Origin of the sequence: Aneurinibacillus aneurinilyticus ATCC 12856 (assembly GCF_000466385.1) — a bacterium.
GTDB classification, from domain to species: domain Bacteria; phylum Bacillota; class Bacilli; order Aneurinibacillales; family Aneurinibacillaceae; genus Aneurinibacillus; species Aneurinibacillus aneurinilyticus.
Window position 1 is genome coordinate 1 of record NZ_KE952697.1, and the last position, 7,722, is coordinate 7,722.

Annotated in this window: 8 protein-coding genes and 2 pseudogenes; 3 read left to right on the plus strand and 7 right to left on the minus strand. The window is 34.0% G+C overall.

Annotation, left to right across the window (positions count from 1 at the left end; translation table 11 throughout):
• The 6 genes and pseudogenes from HMPREF0083_RS03825 to HMPREF0083_RS03855 form a co-directional block, all read right to left on the minus strand.
• Window positions 1–757: hypothetical protein (locus HMPREF0083_RS03825; RefSeq protein ID WP_021619723.1), on the minus strand; the 757-nt coding region annotated here is incomplete at its 3' end.
• A gap of 327 nt (window positions 758–1,084) precedes the next feature.
• Window positions 1,085–1,522 carry a hypothetical protein gene (locus tag HMPREF0083_RS03835; protein WP_021619725.1) on the minus strand — a complete coding sequence of 146 codons (438 nt, stop codon included), beginning with the start codon at window positions 1,520–1,522 and terminating at the stop codon, window positions 1,085–1,087.
• Between the two features lie 19 nt (window positions 1,523–1,541).
• Window positions 1,542–2,576: pseudogene (locus tag HMPREF0083_RS29685) on the minus strand (RHS repeat domain-containing protein); the annotation flags it as partial.
• Window positions 2,577–2,759: 183 nt separating this feature from the next.
• Window positions 2,760–3,263 (minus strand): hypothetical protein, encoded by a 504-nt coding sequence (locus HMPREF0083_RS03845; protein ID WP_021619727.1) that lies wholly within the window; start codon window positions 3,261–3,263, stop codon window positions 2,760–2,762.
• 731 nt (window positions 3,264–3,994) lie between these two features.
• Entirely contained in the window at window positions 3,995–4,645 is a 651-nt protein-coding gene (locus tag HMPREF0083_RS03850) for a hypothetical protein (RefSeq protein ID WP_021619729.1), read from the minus strand.
• Window positions 4,645–4,851 (minus strand): hypothetical protein, encoded by a 207-nt coding sequence (locus HMPREF0083_RS03855; protein WP_040301396.1) that lies wholly within the window; start codon window positions 4,849–4,851, stop codon window positions 4,645–4,647. Before HMPREF0083_RS03855 ends, HMPREF0083_RS03850 begins: the two co-directional genes overlap by 1 nt.
• 918 nt (window positions 4,852–5,769) lie before the next feature.
• Here HMPREF0083_RS03855 and HMPREF0083_RS03860 point away from each other — a divergent pair.
• The 3 genes from HMPREF0083_RS03860 to HMPREF0083_RS03870 all read left to right on the plus strand — a co-directional run bounded on the left by HMPREF0083_RS03860 (window position 5,770) and on the right by HMPREF0083_RS03870 (window position 7,301).
• Window positions 5,770–6,168: an Ig-like domain-containing domain gene (locus HMPREF0083_RS03860; RefSeq protein WP_021619732.1), complete on the plus strand. Its 399-nt coding sequence runs from the start codon at window positions 5,770–5,772 to the stop codon at window positions 6,166–6,168.
• Between the two features lie 187 nt (window positions 6,169–6,355).
• Window positions 6,356–6,643, plus strand: a complete 288-nt coding sequence (locus HMPREF0083_RS03865) for a hypothetical protein (protein ID WP_040301398.1) — start codon at window positions 6,356–6,358, stop codon at window positions 6,641–6,643.
• Between the two features lie 337 nt (window positions 6,644–6,980).
• A complete protein-coding gene (locus HMPREF0083_RS03870; protein WP_040301399.1) occupies window positions 6,981–7,301 on the plus strand; it encodes a hypothetical protein in 321 nt (106 codons plus the stop codon).
• Between the two features lie 127 nt (window positions 7,302–7,428).
• Here HMPREF0083_RS03870 and HMPREF0083_RS28645 read toward each other — a convergent pair.
• A pseudogene (locus HMPREF0083_RS28645) lies at window positions 7,429–7,722 on the minus strand (hypothetical protein); the annotation flags it as partial.

Consider the following 7,722-nt stretch of genomic DNA (forward strand, 5'->3'; position numbering starts at 1 on the left):
GAATTTCAGCCAGAGGTGTTTGAAGCAGCGGATGCTCTATAGTTGGTGTGGCTAGTCCCTCTTTTTCTCTTATTAATCGAATACAATAATAATCGTAGGGAATACAGTCAAACGATAAAATTTCACTTAATTTATGTGGCGTGTCGCTTAGGCTATAGATGTGAAAATCACAAAGCTCATAAAGATGCTCTCCAAAATTATTTGTATCGTTCCAACTGCGCATTAATTTTTGGTAGACATGATCATCCGGTAAAATATTAAACAAGTCAGGCATTTCTCCAGTTTTCCATTTGTAATATAGGCATGTCATAAAAACATGATGAGTCTTGTTCTCAGAATAAAAATCTCGATCTTTCATGAACATATTAGTTGCATACTTGTATGTTAGTTCTGCAATATCTTCATAACCCCACAATAAAGAAAGCCCGATAAGTCCTCCTATTTCCCTGTCTGATACATTTCTTCTACTTGGATTGCTTTTGATCATTTGATTCAACCAAAAAAGTTGCTGTTCTAATAAAATCCATGCTAATGGTTCTCCATTTAGTATTCTATTTTTTGCATTCATTTCAAGGTCAATACCTATTAATATACCTAAGCAATCAGTTAAACAATTTCGTTCATTCTTTTGAATTAAGTCTTTCATTTCCTTCATTCGATCATCTAGTATTTCTTTTACTTCTTCATCTGAAACCACCCTTTTTTTGTACTCTTTTATCGCTCGATCAAAATACTTCCAATATTTGTTTGTATACATTGTTTCACTCCTTTTTGCTTTCCTGATAATCTTGCAGTATTTGCTTTTACTTCAAACACGAATACTTTTTTCGCTCATAGATTCTGATCTATAATATTTGTTTCATGATTTAAATTATTTTTTATAGTCATGTAGATATTGTAGCCTCGTTTTTTCAGAAGTGCTTCAAACCCATTCCCTGCTGTATCACCTAGTGGCGTATTCAACTCGAACGCATCAAGGTAGCTATTCGCATCCTGCACATACCCATACAAAGTCGGATTATCTCCTACTAAACCTATTGGATCGGGTTATGTATACAGTCTATCGGCAGGGCTATAATACAGATCAATTTAGCTCATTGACATAATACGTCGATGCTATTAATTCAATATAGCTATCATATCCTTTAACAATATAATGTTTCAAATTCAACCTATCTCTGGGGTCGTACTTCTTTATATTTTCCTGTAAATGTTTAGAATCTATCACTTCATAAAACCCTGAATCTGGATGATGAAGATCATTCTCCAAGTGATTCCCAATAGATGATTCCTCAGAAATACAAAAACCATTATAATTGGATTCATCGAAATTTAACGTTATGCATTTAACTTCGGCTACAATTGAAAAAATAATTTCTATGTTAACACATTTTTCTTTATCTATACTCTTTAATGGTATAGCACCAACCTCAATTCTCACGCCACCCGATTCTGTATAAACCAACTCTAAATCAGTAGTAGATATTTTGAATATAAAATTTAATGGCTTCAAAGTTAACATTCTTAAAACCTCCCGATTTTTAGCCTGGACAATTTGTTACACTCTTAACAAGACCAGAACCATCTTTATTCTTTGTAATCGATATTGTTGTAGATGGAGGTCTATTTTTTATATCAGCAACGAGATGGCTAGGAACTTTATCATACGAAACAAAGATTACGTTATCTGGAAATTTACCTCCTTCGACTAATGCAGCTAATCTCCTGATATTTAATGTTACTGCTTTACCTGTTGCAGGATCGGTCGTATACGAAATCAAAAACTCATTAGGATTGATTTTACCGAGACTAATATCTTTGGCAACCTCAAGTACCGGTCTACCAACAATTAAGTCTGCAGCTTGGGATCCAATTGTACTAAAATTAGGTACTATTCTATTTTGACCAAAATGTAAGCCACTTGGAAAAGGAGTTATTTCGCCAAATTCAAAGGAATTAAAACTACTTAAACCTAGCGGATCAACTGTAATATTCGGATCACCAACATACCCACACAAAATCGAATTATCCCCCACAAGCCCTATCGGGTCTTGTTGTGTATACATACCATCCACTGGTGAATAATAACGGAATCGGTTGTAATACAATCCAATTTCTACATCTTCATACCGCCCCTGATACCTAAATGGAATGAAATTCTGTTTACCAATGAATGCTGTCATCCGTCCATATATACCGAGCTCAGTTGACCAAACTGGTTTTCCTTGTTTGTCATAAGCTTCTACAGGCGTTCCTAGATAGTCACTAATAATGCTGTAGTTACCTTCATTTGTAATTTTAGCTGAAGGTACGAACCCATCATTAATTACCCAAGTAACTAGATTATCTGCTATTTCGGAGTTATTCTGTGAAGAATACTTCACTAGATTTTCGAATATATCTGAATTATCCCACGAGACATACTCATGTAGAATCGTATTCCCATCCCACACGAATCTCATTGTTTTTTCGTTAGAACTCTTCTCTATTCGTCTGCCTAGCGAGTCATACTTGAAAGTAACTTCTGTGTTGTCCGGTCTGATGACTTTTGACATCGAGCCATTGCCATCATACTCGTACTTCCACTCATCACAATTTTTCTAAATCTTCTGAACAATATTACCTTCATCATCATAAGAGAATAAATTCACAATCAATCATACACCAAAGAAATGAGCGTTAAAAAAATGACTTCAGCAACATACCGAAGTCATCTGATCGCCGCGCAGTACGGCACCCTCTTTTTATTAAAAAATATTTTACCTGCCATCATAAGCATCCCCATACGACTCGAAATTTTCAGCCAACCAAAACCAATTTTCACCTTTACTAGAGTATAAATGCTCTAACAGTTCCGTAAAGCTTTTAGCAATGATCTGACTATCCCCTGGTGTTGCATGGGTTTCCAAGAAACTATCATAGCAATAACCAAAATGAGACTTGCTCATGTCAATACTAATGTATTGGTTTATTTGTTCAGATTCAGCAATAAGATACCACTCATTACTAATATCACCTTCCAGTTCCTCCCAAATAACATCATCCTCTGGGTAAAGCCTTTTACTAGTTGGAATAAACTCATTTGAAGAAACTATTTTTATTCCATAAGGCTTATCTAAAAACATTTGTAAGGAGTCATACTTGCTAAAAAAATAATTCAAATCTTTTGGAAGAGCTAATTCACTTGTGAAATCTGTGATCCTTTTCACAAGTCTGCAATTACTATCCTGTTCAATTTTTTTAATAATCTCTATTATCTCCATACTTACTCCTTTAATCTCAAATTTACTTGCATTTAGTCACGCCTGTTGATTATCCATAAGATGGAAGAAAGAAGGTGCACGCGTCGGCATGTTCCCTCGTCTTTCTCACGAGGAAGAGACACGGCCGCTTTGTGGCGCCAGGGCCGGACCGGCAAAACATCTGGGCCTCTCGGTGTGGGAGACGAACCGACGCCCGTTTGGGGCACGGTGTGATGACGATCCACTCTGGATCATACTGGATAATCAACACCCTTGGCATTTAGTATATATATTTATTGAATTCTTTGTAAAACTTTTCTTGTTTTCGTATCACGTTCAAACTGGTACGCTTCACCTTTCTCATTGATGACAGCGGTTAACTACTCTTCTGTATCATAGGTGAATTTGACTTTCTTCCCACCTTGTTCTCAAGCCTTCAAGCTGCCAAGAATGGTGTAGGCAAAGGAAACTTGCACTAATTTCCCGTAAATAATTTAACTAATAGACTTTATAATGAGCCTTCATACCCGAAACAGGCTTAAAGATTAAAGCTACCTTATTGAAAAAAGAAACCAATTTAAATGAGGTTACTTTAATCATTTCATGCACGGTTTTTGCTAATAACTACTTCCATCCGCACTTCCGCTTACCTGCCTCTACAAAAAACAATCAATGATGAAGCTTTATTAATTGTTTTTTATTAGGGAAAAGGAAATTTTCACGTTGGTAAACTGGTTTTAGCAGCTTTACTATTATCCATACAAATAATTCATAAAATTACTAACATGCTCCTCATTGTTCAGCACTTTAATTAGTTCTTCTTCTAATACTGCAATAAAATCATTCTTGATATCAAAAGTTTCCGGATCCATTATTTCTCCAGAGAAGTTCTTATAAATAACTTCAAGTACTACAGAAATTGCTTCAAAAAATCTATGCAGGGAATCTGATATATAAAATACTTCACTTGTTTCATAACTTGCTAACACGGGAGAATTTCTTTGACTTGTATCAACAATAATTGGATCATCATCTTTATCTGCTATTACAACCCAAGATTGATTCCATCTAGGATCCTCTTTATATGGAGGGCCACCAATCCACCGGAAACCTAGTTGTCTATTATATAGGTTGGCTGGCTCACTTAAATATATTGTAGCATTACCAATATCAATATTTACGTTTTTTAGCTCATAGCCATCTTTACGAATTGGTCCACTAATTTCAAAATTAGAATAAAAAAATTCCAATTCAGGGGACAATGGAATATGGGAACTTATTTCCTCAATACTTTTGTTGAGCAAGTAAACTATTTCAGCTTCTTTTTGAAACAAATCAAGAGCCACTTTGTATTTAGAATAATTATTAATAAAATTCACAACGGATTCTTTTAATTCTTCCATTATTTTCTGCAACCTTTCTTCGCATTATCTATTATCGCTTGTCGATCAATTAGTCTACCTTTTGTGGAAGCGAATGTTGCCTCTCTCGTTTCAAGCAATCTGCTTCCGGCACCATAGACACGATCTGCTTTTTCTTTCGTTTCATACAAATTCCCGACATCATCGACATTATTCTTGATTTCCTGACCAAGCTCATTGTACTGCATGGAGGCTGTCCACTGGGCTTGCTATGAGCGAGAAGCAGTGATTTGCGATACATTTCCCATTTCATTACGAGCAACATCAATTTTTGCACCTAAACTACTCGTAATTTGTGAACGATTGCCTAAAAACAGCATTAACTTTTTAAATTATCAAAAAATAACCTTTGCCCATGTGTAAGGCAACATCATGTCATTTCAATCTCGTGTTACTAATAATGAGCTATGAGCTTCTAGCAGTTTTGATTCTCTTGTTAAAAAACCCTGTCCCTCAGATGAAGATAGTAAATTTTTAAACAAAAAAACATATGTAAAGAAAGAGCTTATGATGTCTTCTTTACATATGTTTTAGAAACTTAATAACAATCTTTTATCATCAAGTCATTATACAGGTTTCTACATCTTTTTTATATAAGTTACACTTGATAGTTTGACATGATAACGCGGTTGGAAGGAGGAAATTCGGAAAAAAGAAGAGGTTGGATGCGCCCTGCGCTCCGGCAGAAGAAAGGCCAGCTGTCTTTTTCCGACCGTGCCCACCCACCGCCCTTCCGTCTTTTCTTACCTCCTACCACAAAAGTTTGCCGATTTATCAAACCAGATGTATATAGTTATCGTAATATGGTAGATTACTACCTAATCTTTTTTCGAGAAAATTCTTCATTACATGGAGAAATATTTTTCAAAGGCTTCATCATTTTTATTACTTATTCCAACCCATACATGAACTTTAGACATTAGTGTCTCCATTTTATTTTAACATCTGACTTTCATATATTTTCTATGATATTGTCCAATTACCTCTTTCACTTCTGTTGATTGCGGTCCTGTATTTTTTATCAGATACACCAACATAGGTGTATGCTCATACTTACTATTTAAAATTTAGGTGGTATAATTAACCAAAATGAAGGAGGGAATTTTTTGAAAAAGAAACTTGTTGCTTTATGTGCTTTAACCTTTGTAGGAATAGGAAGTTATGTCGGATATTCAACTCTTACAAAAGATAATGATAAGCAGCTAGATATACACATGACTCAATCTAATGTATCCCCTAATAAAGAATGGGTTATTAATTTCGACCACGGTATAAATGAAAAGATTGTAAATGAAAAATCTATCTATGTACAGGATGAGGAAGGTAACCGGGTTCCCGTTTCATTAAAAATAAGTGATCCTCAAACATTGATCGTTAAATCACCAAATGGTGGGTATCAAAAAGGAAAAACATACGATTTATATATAAATCGGGATTTAGACTTAGAACATGTCGGCAATGAAAAGCTACCAAAACAATATCACATACAATTTTCAACAATGTAAATCTATAAAACATTAAATAGCATACAAAATGTAAATAAGATGGTTCTCCTGACCCCTAGGAAGCTGCCTTATTTTTTAGCTCAATAATGTCAAATATGTAAACCAATTATATCTCTAAGTAGCTTGTTTCATTTATTTGGAAATTAAGGTGAGTTATATAAAGATGTAGAACGGAGTAGTTGCAAGCTTGAGGAATAAAAAATATAGTATCTGGTCTTGTGTATTAACCATATTAGGATTTTTGCTTATTGCAATGAGTTACAATACGCTACCAGATAGTCATGTAATCAGCATATTATTTTTTGGTGGCATAAGTATTTTAGTTTTAAGTATTATTCTAAGTGTTATTGCAATTAAACGTGGAGAAAATGGTAAGCTTAGATATTTTACTCTTTGGTTTATTCCCTTAGTTGTGGTTATGGTAACAATCGTACCAATTATTTTAATGGCCATGTTTGGATTTAATGAACCATAAGAAGGGTTATTTTATTTTTTGTTTAAGAATTAAAGTAGTTTAGAAGCGTATGAACAATTTAGAGATACGTCGCCGCTTTTAACCCATAAAAAAAGTATCAACACTTCGTTAGAAATATTTGATTAATCTCCTTCAAATGTATCACTTGCAATCATTTGGAAGTATTTCATTGAAAGGGGAGGCTATATAATGAGTATATGATTTTATTTTATCTGTTTTTATTTGCAGGATGTACGAATCAACAAGGAACAGTAAAGACATAACTACTCCCCAATACGCTGTTAACTGACAATATGTATTGGGTTTTGAGCATACGTATGAAATAACAGTAAATTTGTTGAAACTATGGTTTACTGATAGTTTCATTAAAAATTTCATGAACAAATGTGTCAAAAGCTATGTTAATAAAAACGGTGTTCGTTTCTATCACATTCCTGCATCTGGCAATCTAGACCTGTATGCAACAAACCTTTCTTGGAGTAAAAACACAAAGATTACTTATTCTAAAGACGGTAAATCAATTGTTGTATCAGAGCGTTTCCCAGGTGAATATGCTGAAGCGGTTGGTGGTTGTGTTGAAGCTTATACTATGACGATAACTTTAGTAAAATCAAGCTTCTGGTACGAGATAAATAATATAACTTTTCAAGAATGGTAATTTTTAAATCTTGAGAAGGACTTGCCCCTTCTCTTTTTGTTTTTATAGTTGTATTCCCTATACTAAAGCTAATCTCATATAACTTATCTTTTATTTACTATTGAATCCTTATAATTGAAAAACGAAATTAAACTTCTTTTTCTTTTAACTCTTCTATTTCAAAATTCATTTTCCCATCACGATACTTTGCGTATGGATCTTCTTTTTCAATAACCCACACTTTTCCTTTCGAAGTATCCACTGTTTCAGACCACTCAAAACTTTGTCCATTCTGCTCGACGTCAAGTTTAATTTCAAGGAAAAATGTATGCCCATTTTCATACCTAATTTTTCTGATTTCAAAACTTTTTAATTTATAGCTTTGTTTCTTTAAATAATTTATCTTCTTTGTATTTGGCAATGAAAAAATGCATAAAACGGC